The sequence below is a fragment of the Herbaspirillum sp. meg3 genome (genome assembly GCF_002257565.1).
Classification (GTDB): Bacteria; Pseudomonadota; Gammaproteobacteria; order Burkholderiales; family Burkholderiaceae_D; genus Herbaspirillum.
In genome coordinates, this window is the sequence record NZ_CP022736.1 from 3,915,285 (window position 1) to 3,933,679 (window position 18,395).

General features: G+C 57.7%; 15 protein-coding genes. 12 read left to right on the forward strand and 3 right to left on the reverse strand.

Annotated features, from left to right (window positions below):
* Position 1 precedes the first annotated feature (1 nt).
* The 5 genes from hmeg3_RS17610 to hmeg3_RS17630 all read left to right on the forward strand — a co-directional run bounded on the left by hmeg3_RS17610 (position 2) and on the right by hmeg3_RS17630 (position 6,172).
* Entirely contained in the window at positions 2–568 is a 567-nt protein-coding gene (locus hmeg3_RS17610) for a hypothetical protein (protein ID WP_094564879.1), read from the forward strand.
* Between the two features lie 138 nt (positions 569–706).
* Positions 707–2,014 (forward strand): D-amino acid dehydrogenase, encoded by a 1,308-nt coding sequence (locus hmeg3_RS17615; RefSeq protein ID WP_094564880.1) that lies wholly within the window; start codon positions 707–709, stop codon positions 2,012–2,014.
* Positions 2,015–2,305: 291 nt separating this feature from the next.
* Positions 2,306–3,208 (forward strand): lipid A hydroxylase LpxO, encoded by a 903-nt coding sequence (lpxO, locus tag hmeg3_RS17620; protein WP_094564881.1) that lies wholly within the window; start codon positions 2,306–2,308, stop codon positions 3,206–3,208.
* A gap of 619 nt (positions 3,209–3,827) precedes the next feature.
* Positions 3,828–4,868, forward strand: coding sequence for a GGDEF domain-containing protein (locus hmeg3_RS17625; RefSeq protein WP_094564882.1), 1,041 nt, complete (start codon positions 3,828–3,830; stop codon positions 4,866–4,868).
* A gap of 233 nt (positions 4,869–5,101) precedes the next feature.
* Positions 5,102–6,172 carry an asparaginase gene (locus hmeg3_RS17630; RefSeq protein ID WP_094564883.1) on the forward strand — a complete coding sequence of 357 codons (1,071 nt, stop codon included), beginning with the start codon at positions 5,102–5,104 and terminating at the stop codon, positions 6,170–6,172.
* Between the two features lie 134 nt (positions 6,173–6,306).
* On the opposite strand, the gene hmeg3_RS17635 is transcribed toward hmeg3_RS17630, so the two are convergent.
* Together hmeg3_RS17635 and hmeg3_RS17640 are read right to left on the reverse strand one after the other, a co-directional pair.
* Complete coding sequence (locus hmeg3_RS17635; RefSeq protein WP_094566425.1) at positions 6,307–6,948, reverse strand: DedA family protein; 642 nt, start codon at positions 6,946–6,948, stop codon at positions 6,307–6,309.
* Positions 6,949–7,071: 123 nt separating this feature from the next.
* A complete protein-coding gene (locus hmeg3_RS17640; protein ID WP_094564884.1) occupies positions 7,072–8,265 on the reverse strand; it encodes a serine hydrolase in 1,194 nt (397 codons plus the stop codon).
* Positions 8,266–8,568: 303 nt separating this feature from the next.
* On the opposite strand from hmeg3_RS17640, the gene hmeg3_RS17645 reads away from it, so the two are divergent.
* Entirely contained in the window at positions 8,569–8,847 is a 279-nt protein-coding gene (locus hmeg3_RS17645; protein ID WP_094564885.1) for a hypothetical protein, read from the forward strand.
* Here the strand turns inward: hmeg3_RS17645 and hmeg3_RS17650 are convergent.
* A complete protein-coding gene (locus tag hmeg3_RS17650) occupies positions 8,798–9,505 on the reverse strand; it encodes a GntR family transcriptional regulator (protein WP_094564886.1) in 708 nt (235 codons plus the stop codon). The genes hmeg3_RS17645 and hmeg3_RS17650 overlap by 50 nt on opposite strands.
* A 486-nt stretch (positions 9,506–9,991) precedes the next feature.
* On the opposite strand from hmeg3_RS17650, the gene hmeg3_RS17655 reads away from it, so the two are divergent.
* The 6 genes from hmeg3_RS17655 to hmeg3_RS17680 all read left to right on the forward strand — a co-directional run bounded on the left by hmeg3_RS17655 (position 9,992) and on the right by hmeg3_RS17680 (position 18,041).
* Positions 9,992–11,266: an ABC transporter substrate-binding protein gene (locus hmeg3_RS17655; protein ID WP_094564887.1), complete on the forward strand. Its 1,275-nt coding sequence runs from the start codon at positions 9,992–9,994 to the stop codon at positions 11,264–11,266.
* 166 nt (positions 11,267–11,432) lie between these two features.
* Complete coding sequence (locus tag hmeg3_RS17660) at positions 11,433–12,308, forward strand: branched-chain amino acid ABC transporter permease (RefSeq protein WP_094564888.1); 876 nt, start codon at positions 11,433–11,435, stop codon at positions 12,306–12,308.
* 8 nt (positions 12,309–12,316) lie between these two features.
* Entirely contained in the window at positions 12,317–14,839 is a 2,523-nt protein-coding gene (locus hmeg3_RS17665; RefSeq protein ID WP_094564889.1) for a branched-chain amino acid ABC transporter ATP-binding protein/permease, read from the forward strand.
* Positions 14,840–14,875: 36 nt separating this feature from the next.
* The gene (locus hmeg3_RS17670) at positions 14,876–15,658 is read left to right on the forward strand and encodes an SDR family oxidoreductase (protein WP_094564890.1); all 783 of its coding nucleotides are present in this window, start codon (positions 14,876–14,878) and stop codon (positions 15,656–15,658) included.
* Positions 15,659–15,679: 21 nt separating this feature from the next.
* Positions 15,680–16,612, forward strand: a complete 933-nt coding sequence (locus hmeg3_RS17675; protein ID WP_094564891.1) for a 3-hydroxyacyl-CoA dehydrogenase — start codon at positions 15,680–15,682, stop codon at positions 16,610–16,612.
* Between the two features lie 496 nt (positions 16,613–17,108).
* Positions 17,109–18,041, forward strand: a complete 933-nt coding sequence (locus tag hmeg3_RS17680) for a 3-keto-5-aminohexanoate cleavage protein (RefSeq protein ID WP_094564892.1) — start codon at positions 17,109–17,111, stop codon at positions 18,039–18,041.
* Positions 18,042–18,395: the final 354 nt, after the last annotated feature.

Sequence of the window (18,395 nt, forward strand, 5' to 3'; positions counted from 1 at the left end):
CATGAGCCAATCTTCCGCCGACAACAGCATCCCTCTCCTGACCGAAGTCATTGCCACACCTGCCGCGGCGGAAACACCGCCACCGGCGCCCGCGTCGTCACCGAACGCACTGTATTGGGAAGACGCACCCGGGCAACCACCAATACAAACCTACGACTACAGCCAACCTCAGCCTCCGATACAACTGCAACCCGACTATCATCAGCATTACCAGCCTGAGCAGCAGCAATACCAGCCAAGTCAGCAGCCGGTCTACCAACCGACATTCGACGCCCCGCCGTTGCCGGTTCCAGTCAGTCCTCCATTACCTGCCACGGCACCCATCCCGACGACGGAACAACTTCAGCAGCTCCGCCAGGAAATCCAGGACAACATCATGCAAAAGATGCTGGGGCAGGTAGACAATGTGCTGCACCAGCATTTGCAGGATCATCTGGCAGTCATTCTGGACAACATGGCCGACATCCTGAAGACCCGCGTACGCGCGAGTCTGGAACAAGCCTTGGCAGAAAGCGTCACACAGGCGCTGGCGGAAGAAATGGCGAAGTTCGAAAATGCAAAATATTAAGCTTTTTGCAAAATTATTTTCTTTTTTGAACACATAAAGTAGCTTTCTATTTAAAAATAGAAATACAGGCACGCTGATTGCTTACCTAAAAAACCGATTACTTCTTACAATTTCACCCATTGAATAGGAGAATGTGTGATGAAAGTCATCGTATTGGGAGCAGGCATCATCGGTACCGCGTCCGCGTGGTTTTTGAAGCGTGAAGGTTACGACGTTACCGTCATCGATCGCCAACCCGGCGCAGCGCAAGAAACCAGTTTCGCCAACGGCTGCCAGATCTCCGTATCGCACGCCGAGCCATGGGCCAATCCCTCCGCTCCGCTCAAAGTCCTGAAATGGCTGGGCAAGGAAGACGCCCCGCTGCTGTACCGCTTCCGCCCTGAATGGCTGCAATGGAAGTGGGCCGTCAACTTCCTGCGCGAATGTACGCCTGCGCGCACCGACGCCAACATCCGCCAGATCGTCGCGCTGTGCGAATACAGCCGCCAGACACTGGTGGCCCTGCGCGCCGAAACCAATATCCAGTACGACCACCTGACCCGCGGCATTCTGCATTTTTATACCGATGCCAAAGAATTTGAGCTGTCGCTGCCTGCTGCCAAGCTGATGCGCGACCTCGGTTGCCAACGCGACTCCATCAGTGCCGAAGAAGTCGTCAAGATCGAACCGGCACTGGCCAGCATCCGCGACAAAATCGTCGGCGGCGACTTTACCGCCAGCGACGAGTCGGGCGACGTCTACAAGCTGACCACCGGTCTGGCGCAAAAGGCGGAAGACGCCGGCGTCGACTTCCAGTTCAACACCACCATCACGCGCCTGCTGACCGAAGGCACCGGCGCTGCCGCCAAGATCACCGGTGTGGAAGTCATTGACGGTGCTGGCCGCCACAAGATCCTGCGCGCCGACAAGTTCGTCGTCGCCATGGGCAGCTTCTCGGAGCCGCTGCTGCGTCCACTGGGTATCAATCTGCTGCTGTACCCGGGCAAGGGCTACTCGGCCACTTACAAGGTCACCAATCCGGATGCGGCGCCAACGGTTTCGCTGACCGACGACGGCTACAAGCTGGTTGTCTCGCGCCTGGGCGACCGCCTGCGCGTGGCAGGCACCTGCGAGCTGAACGGCTACACCCGTGAACTGAACAACACCCGCTGCGATGCCATCACCCGCCGTACACGTGAGTTGTTCCCTGACGGTTGCGACTATGACAATCCGGTGTACTGGACTGGCCTGCGTCCGCTGACGCCGTCCAACATCCCTTACGTCGGCAAGACCAAGTTCAGCAACCTGTTCCTTAATACCGGCCACGGTACATTGGGCTGGACCATGGGCGCAGGTTCGGGCCGCGCGATCGCAGAGATCATTGCCGGCCGTCAACCTGAAATCGACTTCGGCTTTACCGGCATGCCGCGCATCGCGCCAGGCAAGCTGGCGGCTCAGCCGGCATAAGCGCCTTTCAACGCTTAACAACGTTTGCCCTCCTTATAGACCGGGTTCCGCCCCTTCCCCCTCCCATTCGGAACTCGGTCTATATTTTTACAATTCTTCACTGATCCACCGCAAAGCTGCCCAAATCGGCTTGGTGTAGAATCAGCCCCATCCATCGCGGCAACACTGCCGGATTTCCAGAATATTCAGCTAATAGTATTTAGCTACTACCGCATTGATATCGCGCTTACTGCGCTTATCTATGCATGATGGCAAGGCCTTATCAGCCGCCATCCTCATGAGGACATTGCAATGAAGTGGGTTGTTGTCGGTATTTATCTGTTTTCCATCTTTTTCATCCATTTCCGCGGAAAGGTGAGACTGCCGTTTTTGCGGCAGTTCTTCGACCATTCCTCGATCATGGCGCCGATCAATCTGTTCATGTACGCCTTCTCGCGCGTGCCGGCAGTGCCGTATCCCCCGGCGAACAAGGATTTCCAGAACCTGCACTTGCTGGACGACAACTGGGAAATCATCAAGGCCGAGGCCGTCAATCTGCAGAACATCTCCAAGATCAAGGCGGCGGAAAAAAATGACGACGCCGGCTTCAATTCTTTCTTCAAAGCCGGCTGGAAGCGTTTTTACCTGAAGTGGTACGACGCCAGTCATCCATCAGCCGAGCAGTTTTGCCCCAAGACCGTCGAGATCCTGCGCCAGATCCCTTGCGTCAAGGCAGCGATGTTCGCCGAACTGGCGCCGGGCGGCACGCTCAACCCACACCGCGATCCCTATGCCGGTTCGCTGCGCTATCACCTGGGCCTGGTAACGCCGAACGATGACCGCTGCTTCATTGAAGTCGACGGCCAACGTTATAGCTGGCGCGACGGCAAAAGTGTCGTGTTCGACGAGACCTTCATCCACTGGGCGCAAAACGGCGCCGACACCAACCGCATCATCCTGTTCTGCGATGTCGAACGTCCTTTGCGTTACGGCTGGGCCCAAGCCATCAACAAATGGCTCGGCAAGACCATGATGACCGCCGCCAGCTCGCCGAACGAAACCGGCGACCAGACCGGCCGCATCAACAAGCTGTTCCGCTTCGTCTGGCTTGCTGGCCAATATCGCCGCAAGTTCAAGAACTGGAATCGCAACGTTTATCGGGCAACCAAGTTCGGCCTGATCATCGCCGTGGCGCTCGCCATCATTTATCTGTAATTCTCTGCAGCTTCGGGCGCGTCGTACCTATCGCGGCGCGCCATCTCCTCAGCAATCCCTCCTTACAGCCTTCAAAAGCGAGTCCATCCGCAAGGCTTCTTGCACTTGCAAGGTACTTACGCGTTCCCGCTTTGAAATACGATACGTTCTGTCTCTCCATTTTCAAATAATATAAATAATAAATTGCTGCTTTGCTCTATCGTGAAGTCAGGTTCCCTTCTCATTGATTGAATTAAAACGATGAACTGATGTTGCACAGCGATGGCCTTTTATTTTTCCATACGGAAATACAAAAATCGTCGACGTCATTTCACATCGACAGAGCGCGAAGCGAGACGGTGAGTGCCAATATAGTGCGGGCAATGCGAGCGGTCACGACATAAAATTTCCACTCGGAAATGAAAGAAAATTATTCGCTTTGATTTTGCGTTACTCAATAGCTGTTACGCCAAGCTGCGTGTAAAATCCCGTGATTCCCCCGGCTTGATTCATGGCTTGATTCTTGCGTAATGACCTTATGCATTCTATGAATGGTAAAGCCAACGAGAACTCGTTGATGAGTTCCACAGAGTACCCACTAGACATAGAATAATGTGCTCACGCAGGAGTCGACATCCGGATGATGAAACTGCTTCTAAAGAACCTGACTGATATCACGGCACAACGTGAGAACACGCGTCTTGCCGGCTCCGTCATCACCGCGCTGTATCAGCTGACCAAGGTCCACCAGATTCGCGTGCACGATATTTTCTCCCTGCGCGAAGAGCTCTTCGTCCAGGAAAAAATGTTTCTCGACGAAGGCCGCCTGAGCACCATCGCCGAACACACCGACGACGACCCCAAAGAACCACTGAGCAACTTCCCCGCTATTGCGGAATGCATGCGCCAGCACAAGAACGAACACTATGTCGTCGACAGTGACGGCACGCACGTGCTGTGGCTGCCGGTGTGGTTGCACGGCAAAGTCAATACCTGCATCGAGATCCGTCATCCGCATGCCTACGATGTTGCGATGCGTGAATTGATCGACGGCGTCTTTGCCATTTACTGCAACTATCAGAGCTTGCTCGATTACAGCGAGCGCGATGCGCTGACCGGCCTGTTCAACCGCAAGACCTTCGACGAACAATTCTCGCGTCACGCCTTCGCCATCGCGCCGCATGAGGCGCATTCGGTCGACAATAACGAACGTCGCCATTCCGGCAACGCCAAATCGCATTGGCTGGCCGTCGTCGATATCGACCACTTCAAGCAGGTCAACGATCAGTACGGCCACCTCTACGGTGACGAAGTGTTGATCCTGGTCGCCAATATCCTGCGCACTTCGTTCCGCTCGCATGACCGCATCTTCCGTTTCGGCGGCGAAGAATTCGTCATACTGCTGCGCTCGACCACGCTGGACGATGCGCGCAAGATCTTCGATCGCTTCCGTCAGCATGTTCAGGATTATGACTTCCCGCAGGTCGGCAATGTCACCGTCAGCCTCGGCTTCGTCAATATCTCGCATGAAACGCCGGTGGTGATTCTCGGCCATGCCGATCAGGCTCTGTACCATGCCAAGGAAAATGGCCGCAATCGCATCTGCTATTACGATGAACTGGTGACTTCCGGCGTGCTCAGTCCGGAAATTTCCACGAATGACATCGTCGAATTTTTCTAATTCCCCTGCCTGTTTTTTGATTTTTAAAAGACCGCCGCCAGGTCATGCATCTGTTGCATAACCTGTGCAAAACCATGCTGTAAAAGCATGGGACATCCCCTGCGCAGTTCCGTAAGATTCTTTCGTGCCAGAACCACAACGCAAAACGAATGGCACGCAAGTCGCCGTCGTGCGCACTATCCGGCACGACGGCGGGACCATCTAATGATCTTACGATTGCTCAGGAGACCTTCATGCAACACCAGAAGCTGAAACAACTCGGTGGCGTACTGCTGCTGTCCGCCGCCATGTCGCTGTCCGCACAGGCACAAGAAAAGAAAGCCAACGTCGTCGTCATCGGCACAGGCGGCACCATTGCCGGCGCAGGCGCGTCCAGCGTGAATACCGCAGCCTATCAATCGGCCGTCGTGCCGGTCGACAAGATCATTGCCGCCGTTCCTGAGATTTCGAAGATCGCCAACGTACGCGGCGAACAAATCTTCCAGATCGGCAGTGAAAGCTTCAACGACGAGCGCCTGCTGAAACTGGGCAAGCGCGTCTCCGAACTGCTCAAACAAAGTGACGTCGACGGCATCGTGATCACCCACGGCACCGATACGATCGAAGAAACCGCTTACTTCCTCAATCTGACGCTGAAGAGCGACAAGCCTGTCGTGGTGGTCGGTTCCATGCGTCCGGGTACGGCGCTGGGCGCTGACGGTGCGCTGAACCTGTATGACGCCGTGCTGGTTGCATCCAGCAAGGACGCGGCAGGCAAAGGCACGCTGGTTGTCATGAACGACGAAATCCATTCCGGCCGCGACGTCACCAAGAGCAACTCCTTCAAGGTCGAAACCTTCCGCTCGGCATACGGCCCGCTGGGTTACGTGGTCGAAGGCAAGCTGATGTTCTACCGTTTGCCGGCACGTCCGCACACCACGCAAACCGAGTTCGATATCGACAAGATCAACAGCCTGCCGCGCGTGGACATTGCCTACAACTACGGCAACGTCAGCCGCGCAGCGTATGACGCCTTCGTCACTGCCGGCGCCAAGGCCATCATCCATGACGGCACCGGCAACGGCAGCGTCGCAGAACAGATCGTGCCTGTCCTGCAGGAAGTGCGCAGCAAAGGCCTGCAAGTGGTCCGCGCAACACGCACCGGCAGCGGCGTCGTGATCCGCAATGGCGAACAGAACGACGACAAGTTTGACTGGGTTGTCACCGACGATCAGAACGCACAGAAGGCCCGTATCCTGACTGCGCTGGCACTGACCAAGACCAACGACAGCAAGGAACTGCAAAAGATCTTGTGGAAGTATTGATAGCGGATCGTCGTACCAAATTTACTGTGTGACCTTTGGAGGTAATCTCTGTAGTTCATTTCTGCAGCAGTAAATAAAAAGCCGTTCAGTGCAAACTGAACGGCTTTTTTCTTTGTGCGGCTGAAGCAGGATCGTTATCTGGACTTCATGCGCTGGCGCAGATAGCCGATCACGCCCGGCAAAATCGACAGCACCACGATCGCCAGAATCAGCAGGCTGAGATTCTGCTTCACCACCGGCAGATTGCCGAAGAAGTAACCCGCATACGAAAAACTCGCCACCCACAAAATCCCGCCGATCACGTTGTAGGTGAAGAAGCGCGGATACGTCATTGCGCCGACGCCGGCAACGAAGGGCGCAAAGGTGCGCACGATAGGCGCGAAACGGGCAATGATCACGGTCTTGCCGCCATGGCGCTCATAGAAGGCATGGGTTTTATCCAGATACTCGCGCTTGAATATCCTTGAGTTGGGATTGTCGAACACCTTCAGCCCGATGGCCTTGCCGATCTGATAGTTCACGCTGTCGCCGAGGATGGCGGCAACGATCAGCGTCAGCACCATCAGATGGATGTCGAAGGCGCCGGTGGCGGCAATCGCTCCGGTGACGAACAACAATGAATCTCCCGGCAGGATAGGCGTAACCACCAGACCGGTTTCGGCAAAGATGATCAGAAACAGAATCAGAAACAGCCATGGACCGTAGGAAGCAGCCAGCTCGGTCAGATGGCGATCAATGTGAACGATGAAGTCAATCAGAAACAGGAAAAAATCCATGAAGCCCGCCAGAAAGAGGAACAAGGGAAAACGCGCATTGTACCAATAGACGCTTTCCCGTCCCTTAATCCGGCAGTGAAGATATTTGCAAGAATAACTCCTCTATCGTTTCATCACTGCGCATCACGGCGAAAATTGTTTATACAATTTACCGGCGATATCAAACAAGGCGTCGTTGGCTTTGGCGCTGGAGATGTTGGTGACCACCACCATGGCAAAGTCTTTTTCGGGACTGAACCAGATATGCGCCAGATTTTTCTGGTTGGAGCCACCGTGGAAAACCAACGGCTGCGGCGACCAGTCGGTCGTTGCAATCACCCAGCCCAGCGCGTATTTGCCGCTGGAGGGCGTTCCTGGTTCTGGATTTCTTGCCGAGGGCATGTCCACTACCGCCGTATGCAGGAGCTTCAGCGTTTCGGGTTTCAACAAGGCGGGCGCATGCTTTCCTTGGCCGGCATTCCAACCTGCCCAACGCGCGAAGTCCAGTACCGACATATGGGCCATACCAGCTGGGCCAATGATTTGCGGATTGTCGTCGCCCGGCCCGGCCATGAAGGCCTTGATATTGCCGTCGTCGAGAATGCCATGACCCAGTGCCGCGTCGATCCGGCCCGGACTGGCCTGCGAACCCAGACCGGCGGTCTTCAGTTCCAGCGGATCAAAGATCCACTCGCGGATCAGTTCGTCCCAACTCTTTTTGGCGACGCGTTCGATCATCGCGCCTGCCACCGTATAGCCCATGTTGGAATAAGCGAAGCGTTGTCCCGGCGCAGCCTGCAAGGGCTTGGTCATCCATTGTTCGAGCAGCCAGTAGCGCAAGTCGTCGAGATTGCCCTCTTCGAACGTGGACTTGGCCAGCAGCTCGATGAACTCGGCGTTATCGGCGGGAATACCGGAGGTATGCGACAACAACTGACTGATCGTGATAGTGCGGAAACCCGCATCCATGTTCGGCGCCAGCTCGGGAAAGACCTCACCGATGGTGGTCGTCCACTGCATCTGGCCGCGGTCTACCAATATCGCGGCCAGCGTCGCCGTAAATGCCTTGGTATCCGAGCCGATATGAAAACGGTCATTCACCGTCACCGGAATGCCGGAACCGAACTTGCGCTCGCCGACCGCACCGACACTGATGACCTTGCCGTCTTTGACCACGGCAGCCGCCACCGCCGGCAAACGATACTGCTCCAGATACGGTTTCAGCATGTCGTCCAGCGATGTCTGTGCAGTGGACAGAGAGGGCATTGCAGCAATGAAAGACAACAAGGCTGCGCGACCGATGAGTTTGCGCAGCCCGCTCTTGTTAAATAGAGACATGAAGCTCCCTGAATTGTGTGGAGGTATTTTTTACCGAGAGGGTACACGATCCCGGCCATCGATGTCTCGCCGGAACCAGACTTACAAGCGCCTACACAAACTTACTCTTCTTTACCGCCCCCGCCTATCAACGTCCGCCAAGCCCGGTCGATATACCACTTGTCTGCACACAGGGAGACACACCATGAGCGAATTCGATCTGATCGTCTATGGCGGCTTTGGCGTCGTGAGCATCGCGCTCGCGGCATTGGCGACGGCGCCTGTGGCCGTCATGTGGGGATAAGGGGAGTACAGGAGATGAACATGCGACTCAAAATGATCGTGGGGCTGAGCGCCGCATTCTTGTTTTTACTGATGGCATTCGCCACGCATTACAAAATCCGTCTGGAACAACTGGAGCAAAGCACCGGCATCCTGGAACTACTGGCCGCAGTTATTCCATTGTTGAGCCTCGTGCTGGCGAGCTGCTTCAATCGCACGCCTGCACAGCAAGCCGGCAAAGACCAGGCCACGCATCGGGCTACACGTCAGGTCACACATCAGGCAGGCCGTCGCCGGCAAGAATCATCTGCGCGGCGCTGAGCAGATCGCCCGACAAGCCGGCGCGCGCCTGCTCCGGCGATTTCTCTTGCAAGCCCTTGAGCAGCGCCGCGTGGTGTACCAGCGCGGGTGCTTCCGACAGGCGGCGGGAACCGGCGCGCAGGTCGAGGTTGATCACCGGCCCGACCTGCAGCCACAGGCTTTCGATCAGACCGACCAGCGTCGCCATGCCTGATCCCTCGTAAGCGGCAAAGTGCAGTTGCTTGTTGAGGCGGATGATGAGGTCGACGTTGGGTTTCTTTCGATGCATCTCAACGCATAGCGTGTCGTGCAGATCGGAGACTTGCTGCAAGCCTTCTGTTGTGATGTTCTGCGCCGCATGTTCGACCGCCAGGCCTTCCAGCGCCAGGCGAATCTTCAACAGCTCGCGGAATTTGTCCTTGGTCATCAGCGGCACGCGCACGGCGCGATTGGGCAGAATTTCCAGCGCCCCTTCCGCCGCCAGCTGGCGAATCGCTTCACGCACCGGCATCGGACTGGTGCCCAAGGCTTCCGACAGACTTTTCAGGGTCAGCTTTTGACCGGGGCGGACTTGCCCTGCCAGCAGGAGCTCGCGCAAATCGTCGTACACGCGCTGCGACAGCGTGGCGTGCGTGATTTTGCGCATTTGCGAAAGGTCCGCAAGTATCGTGTGTTCCATGTCCCCGGCTTCTCACTTGAAACCATTTCATCCGTGCCGATGAAATGCGTATGTTGTTCAACCTTGTTATACAAAAGTGCCGCGGATTATAGCAGCCGCACTTCCCCGCCTTATCTGCCGAATGCCCTGCCACACTGACTTTTGCGGCGCTTTCCACGGCAAGCAACCCTCTGTTGCCGTGCCGCGGCATGGCCCCCGGCAACATGTATTCCTGCTGCATCGCCGGTTGACACACCCCAATTCTATCGAATACATTTGATCACATGTCAAATAAATGACATAAAAAAGAGGCTATTGCAAAAAGATAAAGGAGACGCCAAGGCTGGATCAGCGACTTGAATCCGGCTTCGCCCCGCCTTTCTCTCTGCTGCACGCAAGCACTCAATAAGAAAACAAGCCGCTTCATTCACGCCATCTCATCTGGCGATGTGCGGCGGCTTCCATCGAGACACCCGGCTCGCGCCGGACCAATAGGAGGTTTGCACCATGGAGCAAGACGATAACAACGCTAGCAGCAAGATCCTGTCGCCTGGCCGTCGCACCATTCTGAAAGCAGGCGCGGCCGTTGCCACCACCTCGGCGCTGGGCTTCCCGGCCATCGTCAAGGCGCAGTCGGACAAAATCATCATCGGCCACCTGACCCCGCGCACCGGCTTCCTCGGCCCCTTGGGCGAATATGCCGTCATGAGCATCACCCTCGCAGTAGAAGAACAAAACAAGGCCGGTGGCCTGCTCGGTCGCCAGCTCACGCTGATCTCGGAAGACTCCGTCAATCCGCCAACCGCCTCCTCCAAGGCACAACGCCTGTTGGAACGCGACGGCGCCGCGGTGCTGATCGGTGAGATTTCCTCCGCCTCGGCACTCGGCATCGCGCAAGTGGCACAGCGCAACAAGAAGCTATTCATGAACACCGGCTGCAACTCCGACGAGCTGCGCGGCAAGAGCTGCAACAAATTCATGTTCCATATCGAGGCTGCCAACTCGACGTACGTCAAGGCCTGCGGCCGCTCGCTGGTGCGCGACAACCTGATCAAGGGCAAGAAGCTGTATGCGTTGTCCGCCGATTACGCCTTCGGCCACGACCTGCTGCGCGCCGCCAAATCCTTCGTTTCCGCCAATGGCGGCACGATTACCAATGACGAGCTGGTGCCGACCGATGCCACCGACTTCAGCCCTTACCTGCTCAAGATCCGCCAGGCCAAACCTGACCTGGTCATCTCCAATCTGGCGGGCAACCAGATCACCAACTTCATCAAGCAATATTCAGAGTTCGGCCTGCCCTTCCCGATCGCCGGCTTCGGTTTCGATACGGCGGTTGCCTGGGGCGCGGGCGCAGACAGCTTTGCCGGCACCTGGCCGACCACCTGGCACCACGACGTCAATGCACCATCGGCAAAAGCCTTCGTCGCCGCCTTCATCAAGAAATTCGGCAAACCGCCGGAGAACCAGGCGTGGGGCGAATACGTCGCCTTCCGCTCCATCGTGCAAGCCGTCACCGAAACCAAGTCGCTGGATACCGCCAAGCTGATCGAGTATTTCGAAAAAGGCGCGCCCATTGATGCATTGAAAGCACGCAAAGGCACCTATCGCGCCTGGGATCACCAATTGCTGCAAGAAATGTACACGGTCACGCCGAAACCGAAGGCACAGATCAAGGACAAGTGGGACTTCATGCTGCTGGGCGCATCGGTGCCGGGACCGACTGAGTCGTTGGAGGTACTCGCTCCCACGATGCAAGAGAACGCCTGCACCTTTACCTAAGCCGTCACCTACTCTTCGTCGCGCCAGCGAATGCTGGAGTCCGGTGTAACGACACTGGATCCCAGCGTTCGCTGGGACGACGGTGATTGATGACGCTTTTCAGGTTTCTCTCAGCCTACTCTCAGCTTTCTCTCAGCTTTTTCTTGTCCTCCCCTCCGGAGCAGCAATGCAAATCGTTTTCCTGTTGGAGCAAATCCTCAACGGCATCCTGGTAGGCGGTTACTACCTGCTGATTGCCTTGGGACTGTCGCTTATTTTCAGTCTCGGCGGCGTGGTCAATCTGGCCCACGGCGCCTTCTACGCCATCGGCGCTTATCTCGCGGTGGAGATCACCAAATACCTTGGCTTTGGCGGCGCATTAATTCTGTCGCCCTTGCTGGTGGCCCTGATCGGCATTCTGTTTGAGCGTTTTTTGCTGCGCAGATTTTACTCAGCCGATCCGATTCTCGGTCTGTTGCTGACCTTCGGCCTGGCGATGGTGGCGGAACAAATCATCCGCATCTTCTGGGGCGCGTCGCCCTTGCCCGCCTCCATTCCCCCGGCCTTCAAAGGCCAGATCATGGTCGGCGACTTCATGTATTCCAAATACCGCCTGCTGATGCTGGTGGCCGTCGTAGTCGCACTGACGTTGATCTGGATGCTGCTCAATAAGACATCCTTCGGCCGCGTGGTGCGCGCCGGCGTGCAAAAGCCGGACATGGTGGCGGTGCTCGGCATCAAGCTGCAACCCTACATGACCGCCATCGTGATGCTCGGCGTCGGACTGGCTGCGCTGGCCGGCGTGTTGTTTGCGCCGATCTCCGGCGTGCATCCGGCCATGGGTGCGGAAATCATGACCGCTGCTTTCGTGGTGGTGGTGATCGGCGGCCTCGGCAGCTTCTGGGGTGTGGTGCTGGCGGCCTTGCTGGTGGGCGTGGTGCGTGGCATCACGATCCAGTTCTATGCGCCCGCCGGTGAAGCATCGATGTATCTGCTGATGCTGCTGGTGCTGATCTTCCGTCCGCGCGGCCTCCTGGGCGAACGCATCGAACGTTTTGAATGAGAGCGGACATGTATAACAAATATCAATCTTTATGGATCGGCGCGCTGGCGCTGATCGTCGTCCCCATCCTGCTGCAACTGCTGGGCCTGACCACCAGCTCGTCCACCGACGTCGTCATCTACGCCATCGCCGCCATGGGCCTGAACCTGCTGGTCGGCTACACCGGTCTGACGTCGTTCGGCCATGGTGCGTGGTTCGGTGTCGGCGCCTATGCTGCGGCGCTGTCGCAGAAATACTGGTTCCCCGGCCAGATCGTGGCGCCGATGCTGTTCACCATCGTCTTCATTGCGGCGTCGGCGGCGATTATCGGCTTCCTGATCCTGCGCCGACGCGGCGTGTATTTTTCGCTGCTGACGCTGGCCTTGTCGGCGCTGACGTTTGCAATCGCGTTCCGCTGGACCGACTTCACCGGCGGCGAATCGGGACTCGGCAATGTCGTGCGTCCGGTCGTGGCAGGCATTGATCTGGATCAGTCGATTCCCTTCCTTGTCTTCGTCAGCGTGATTGCGCTGATCGTACTGTTCGTCCTGCAGCGTGTGATCCGTTCGCCCTTCGGCCACACTATCGTGGCGATCCGCGAGAACGAGCAGCGTGCCCGCTTCCAGGGTTACAGCACGATCATCTACAAGCTGATCATGTTCATCGTGTCGGCCAGCGTGACCGGTCTGGCGGGCGCCTTGCTGGCGTTCCATCACCGCTTCGCCTCGGCCGAGCCAACGTCGGTCGCGTTCTCGGGCGAGCTGCTGGCGATGGTGGTGATCGGCGGCATGCGCAGCTTCCTCGGCCCGGCATTGGGTGCGCTGTTCTACATTCTGTTCCGCGAATGCCTGTCGATATGGACCGAAAACTGGTTGCTGTGGTTCGGCCTCGCCTTTGTCGGCTTCATCCTGTTTTCGCCGACCGGCCTGGTCGGCATCTGGCAACAGATCAAACGCCGTCTGCGTCCGCCAGCCGAAGTCGGCGCCGCGATGAGCCAGCGCCAGATCGTTGACGGTTTGCCGCTGCCGGCCTTCCTGCAGCCACCGCGCCAGGAGGGATTGGTATTGGAGGTGAAGGATATCGACATCCGATTCGGCGGCATTCAGGCGGTCAAGAATGCGCAGATCAATTTGCACGCCGGTGAGATCCACGCGCTGATCGGCCCCAATGGCGCGGGCAAGACAACGACCTTCAATCTGATCTCCGGCATGTTCATCCCTCACCACGGTACGGTAAAGCTGAACGGAGAAGAAATCCAGGGACTGACGCCGGGCCAGATTTGCCAGCGCGGTCTGGCGCGTTCGTTCCAGATCACCAACCTGTTCAAGGGTCTGAGCATCTACGAAAACCTGCGGCTGTCGCTACAGGCGCGCCACCCCTCGCGCTTCAACATGTGGAAAGACATTGACAGCTATCCTGAAATCCACACCGAAACCGAAGAGCTGATGCGCTTCCTTGGTCTCAAAGGTATCGACGACATCGAAGGTGGAGCACTCTCCTATGGCGGCCAACGCCTGGTCGATCTGGGCATTGCGCTCGGCTCCAAACCGCATGTGCTGCTGATGGATGAACCGCTGGCAGGTCTGGCCGCCGCCGAACGCGAGCGCGTGTCGCGGCTGGTGAAGATCATCGCCGACAATATCCCGGTGCTGATCGTCGAGCACGACATTGACCGCGTCCTCGGCTTCTCGCATCAGGTCACGGTGATGAATCAGGGCAGCGTGCTGATGTCAGGCACACCCGACGAAGCGCGTGCCGACCAGCGCGTGCAGGAGATCTATACCGGCACCGGTACGCCGCCCGTCACCGGCCGCATCGCCGGAGATGCACAGGAGCGTCCGCAGCTGCTGTCCTTCGACAAGGTCAATGCCTTCTACGGCAAGAGCCACATCCTCAACGACGCCACGCTGGAAGTGCGCGAAGGCGAAATCGTCGCCCTGCTCGGTCGCAATGGCGCCGGCAAGTCGACCTTGCTGAAAGCGCTGACCGGCTTGCTGAAACCGGCATCGGGTGCAATCCGCTACAACGGCAAGGACATCGCCGGCCTGAGCGCACCCGACATCGCGCGACTGGGCATCGGTTACGTGCCGCAAGGACGCGGCCTGTTTGCCGGGATGACGGTGGCGGAGAATCTCTCGCTGGGACGTCTGGCGCGCAAGACCGACAGCTCCAACGGTATTGCCTGGAGTGAAGAAAAAATCCTGCACTACTTCCCGCGCCTGAAAGAACGCCTGCACACGCCGGCCGATTTTCTCTCCGGCGGCGAACAGCAGATGGTCGCCGTGGCGCGCGCCCTGTCGGGCAACGTCAGGCTGTTGCTGCTGGACGAACCTTTTGAAGGTCTCGCACCAGCGGTCGTGCAGGAGCTGTTCACCGTCTTCGATCAACTGCGCAAGGAAGTCTCCATCGTCATCGTCGAACACAACCTCGACCTGGTGCTGGCATTGGCTGACCGCGTGTTCGCACTGGAGCGCGGCGCGGTCTTCCACACCGGGCCGGCCGAGCCGCTGCTGACCGACCTGACCTACCGCAAGCAAATTCTCTGGCTTTAACTTTTTATTTCTGACACAAGCAACAAGGACATTGACATGAACACCAGTTTGAAAGATCAACGCGTCGTCGTCACCGCAGGCGCACAAGGCATCGGCCTGGCCATCACCGCATCGTTTGTGGCGACAGGCGCGCAGGTCCACATCTGCGACGTCAGCGACGACTTCCTCGACAGCGCGCGCAAGCAGTTCACCGGTGCGCCGGTCACCTTCAGCAAGACCGATGTCGCCAACGAAGCGCAGGTCGACGCCATGTTCGCTGATCTGACGCAACGTTGGGGCGCACTTGACGTGCTGGTCAACAACGCCGGCATCGCCGGGCCAACCGCGAAAGTCGAGGAGACAGAACTGTCGGCCTGGGATCAGACCATCGCCGTCAACCTGACCGGCCCCTTCCTCTGCACGCGCCGTGCAGTGCCGCTGCTGAAAAAAGCCGGCGGCGGTTCCATCGTCAACATTTCGTCGGCAGCCGGCCGTCTCGGCTTTCCGCTGCGCACGCCCTACTCCGCTTCCAAGTTCGGCGTCATCGGCCTCACCGAAAGCTGGGCCATGGAACTCGGCCCGTCCAACATCCGCGTCAACGCCATCCTCCCCGGCATCGTCGCCGGTGAGCGCCAGGAGCGTGTGATCGCCGCCAAGGCAGCGTCCTATGGCATCGACCATGAAGCGATGCGCGAACGCCTGCTGTCCAAGGTCTCGATGCGCAAGATGGTCACCGCGCAAGACATCGCCAACCAGATCATCTACATCTGCTCGCCGGCAGGATCTGCCATCAGCGGGCAAAGTTTGTCGGTCTGCGGTAATGTCGAACATCTCGGCTAAAGACTAAACAAAGGAGACACCATGAATGAAAAAATCGCCGTCATCGGCGCAGGCCTCATCGGCCGCGCCTGGGCCATCGTCTTCGCCCGCGCCGGCTGCAGCGTCGCCATTTACGACGCCGTACCGGAAGCGCTCAGCGCCTGCACCAAGCTCCTGCACGACAACATCAGCGACCTGGCCAAACATGGCCTGATCACTGAAACGCCCGACGTAGTGCTGGCACGCATCAAGCCCGTGAGCACCCTGGCCGAAGCACTCAAAGGCGCGGTATTGGTGCAAGAGAACGTCAAGGAAACCGTCGACGTCAAACGGCAGATCTTCGCCGAGATGGACAAACTGGCCGCGCCCGACACCATCCTCACCAGCTCGACCTCATGGATCCCGACCTCCGAGTTCTCCGAAAACCTCCCCGGCCGCCATCGCATCCTGGTCGCCCATCCGGTGAACCCGCCGTACCTCGTCCCGCTGGTCGAACTGGCGCCTGCGCCGTGGACATCAGAAGAGACGGTCAAGCGCGCCCACGACATCTACACCCGCGCCGGCCAGTCGCCGGTGCTGCTGAAAAAAGAAATCACCGGCTTCCTGCTCAACCGCATCCAGGGCGCGGTGCTCAACGAAGCGCTGAACCTGTACGAAAACGGCTACGCCTCCGCCGAAGATCTGGACAAGGTATTGAAAGATGGTCTGGGTCTGCGCTGGTCCTTCATGGGCCCGTTCGAAACCATCGACCTCAACGCTCCCGAAGGCGTAATCGACTATGCGAAACGCTACGGCCACACCTACCGTGATGTCGCCAAGACACAGTTGCCGAATGAATGGAATGCAGAGACGCTGAAAGAGATTGAAGGAGAACGACGCGAGGTACTGCGTGCAGATCAACTGGAAGAAAGATCGCGCTGGCGCGACAACCGCTTGATGGGATTGGTGGCGCACAAGAGGAAGCAACCGACCTAAGACAATGCCGGAGATAGTTTCGCCTGGTCACGCCGCTGGGTCCCAGCGTCCGTTGGGACGACGCTAAAGAGAGCGGAAGAAGTTGATGTATCACTGATGCAGAGATTGGCGATGCGAAGCGAGCCCGTCTCGAAGTCCGCTTGAGAGTAGCCGGTGACGGCAGGTGCAAATCGGATTAAGAAGGGAAAAATGTCTGAGCGCAGCGAGTTGTTTTCCCTTCCCGATTTGTGCCTGACGGCGCCGGGAACCCCGAAGGGGCTACGACCCAGCGGCCGCCTTCTTTTGCTTACTTTTCTTGGCGGAGCAAGAAAAGTGAGCGGCTGCCGGGCCGCCCCCGGCAAAGGTTGATCGAAGAAAGCACAAAATTAGCTACAAGAAAAAATCAGTCGAAACAGCGGAAGCCTCCGAATCCTGGCATCCATAAGAGCGACAAAGAAATAACGAACGACAGAGATAAAGACAAGCCCCACAAACCAACAATCACCAGGAGAACCAAATGAGCAAACCCAAAAAAGTCATCATCACCTGCGCCGTCACCGGCGCCATCCACACCCCCTCCATGTCTCCCTACCTGCCCGTCACGCCGGACGAAATCCGCGACGCCGCACTAGGAGCAGCCGAAGCCGGCGCCGCCATCGTCCACCTGCACGCCCGCGACCCGCAAAACGGCAAACCGACGCAAGACCCCAACGAATTCCGCAAATTCCTCCCCCAAATCAAGGCCAAGTCCAACGTCGTCATCAATCTCACTACCGGCGGCGCCCCCACCATGGGCGTGGAAGAACGCCTGCAACCAGCGTTACAACTCAAGCCCGAAGTCGCCTCTCTCAACATGGGCTCGATGAACTTCGGCCTGTACGAAATGCTGCACCGTTTCAAAGATTTCAAATACGACTGGGAAAAGCCTTACCTCGCCGAATCCGACGACCGCATCTTCCGCAACACCTTCAAGGATATCGCCTACATCCTCGAATCGTGCAGCGCCAATCAGACCCGCTTCGAAATCGAGTGCTACGACATCGGCCATCTCTACACCGCCGCTCACTTTATCGATCGCGGCCTGATCAAACCGCCTTTCCTGATCCAGTCTGTGTTCGGCCTGCGCGGCGGCATCGGCAACGATGTCGAAGATGTGATGCACATGAAGCGCACTGCCGACCGCCTGTTTGGTGACGACTACTTCTGGTCGGTGCTCGGCGCCGGACGCGGACAAATCCCGATCGCCACGATGTCGGCGGCAATGGGGGGGCACACCCGCGTGGGTCTGGAAGACTCACTGTGGGACGGCCCGGGCAAGCTGGCGGAAAGCAATGCAGCGCAAGTCAAACGTATCCGCACCGTGATTGAAGCTCTGTCTCTGGAAGTGGCGACACCCGACGACGCCCGTGAAATGCTCAAGCTCAAAGGCGGCAATAACGTCGCCTTTTAATTGAGGTTGCACGTCCGCTTTTTTGCCGACGATCAAAACGTTCCAGATCATGTCGTCAGCGACCTCCTACACGCTTTGTAGGAGCCATTTTCCTTTTTATCTCCCGCGGCGCTTCACGATTTTGTGAGCGCCGTTTTTTTTCATTTTCTTTCGCTGTCAGCTTTCGTTTTGGTTAAAAGACGATGGTTTCAGATAGCAGTCATTTCGGCACACGTTCGGCGCCACGCCGCCTGACAGGTTGTCAGGAATCAAAAACGAGTCGGTCCGCCAGCGGCTTGCTTGCGGAACATCACCCGCGTCACCCCTGTCGAACCTCCAGTAAAAAACATCACCTGTGTCGCCACGATCCTTCAC